We start from the raw sequence: 252 nt of genomic DNA on the forward strand, positions 1-252 counted from the left end.
CGGTAACCATCGACGGGCCTTACTTCACTGAGTCCGAGGCCCGCGTCTCCGCCGATCTAATGCGCGGGACATTCCACGGAGCCAGGGCCAGCGAAGTAATCCACAGCCGGGTATGGAACTACGACCCGCGCCAAGAACAGTTGACCATCGATCAAGCGCTTATGTCCCGCTCGCTGCTCGCTATCCGCCTCGGCCTGCCGGCCCCGGCCACCAACACGTAGGAGGTCTGCCATGACCGCCACACTTTTTGAT

General features: G+C 61.9%; 1 protein-coding gene. It reads left to right on the forward strand.

The window, feature by feature from the left end; all coding sequences use genetic code 11:
• Positions 1-221 (forward strand): hypothetical protein (locus AC3XQU_RS24385; RefSeq protein WP_489876695.1); only part of this gene is annotated, 221 nt, incomplete at its 5' end.
• Between the last annotated feature and the right edge of the window lie 31 nt (positions 222-252).

The organism is Telluria sp. AZSoR62, from assembly GCF_058111565.1.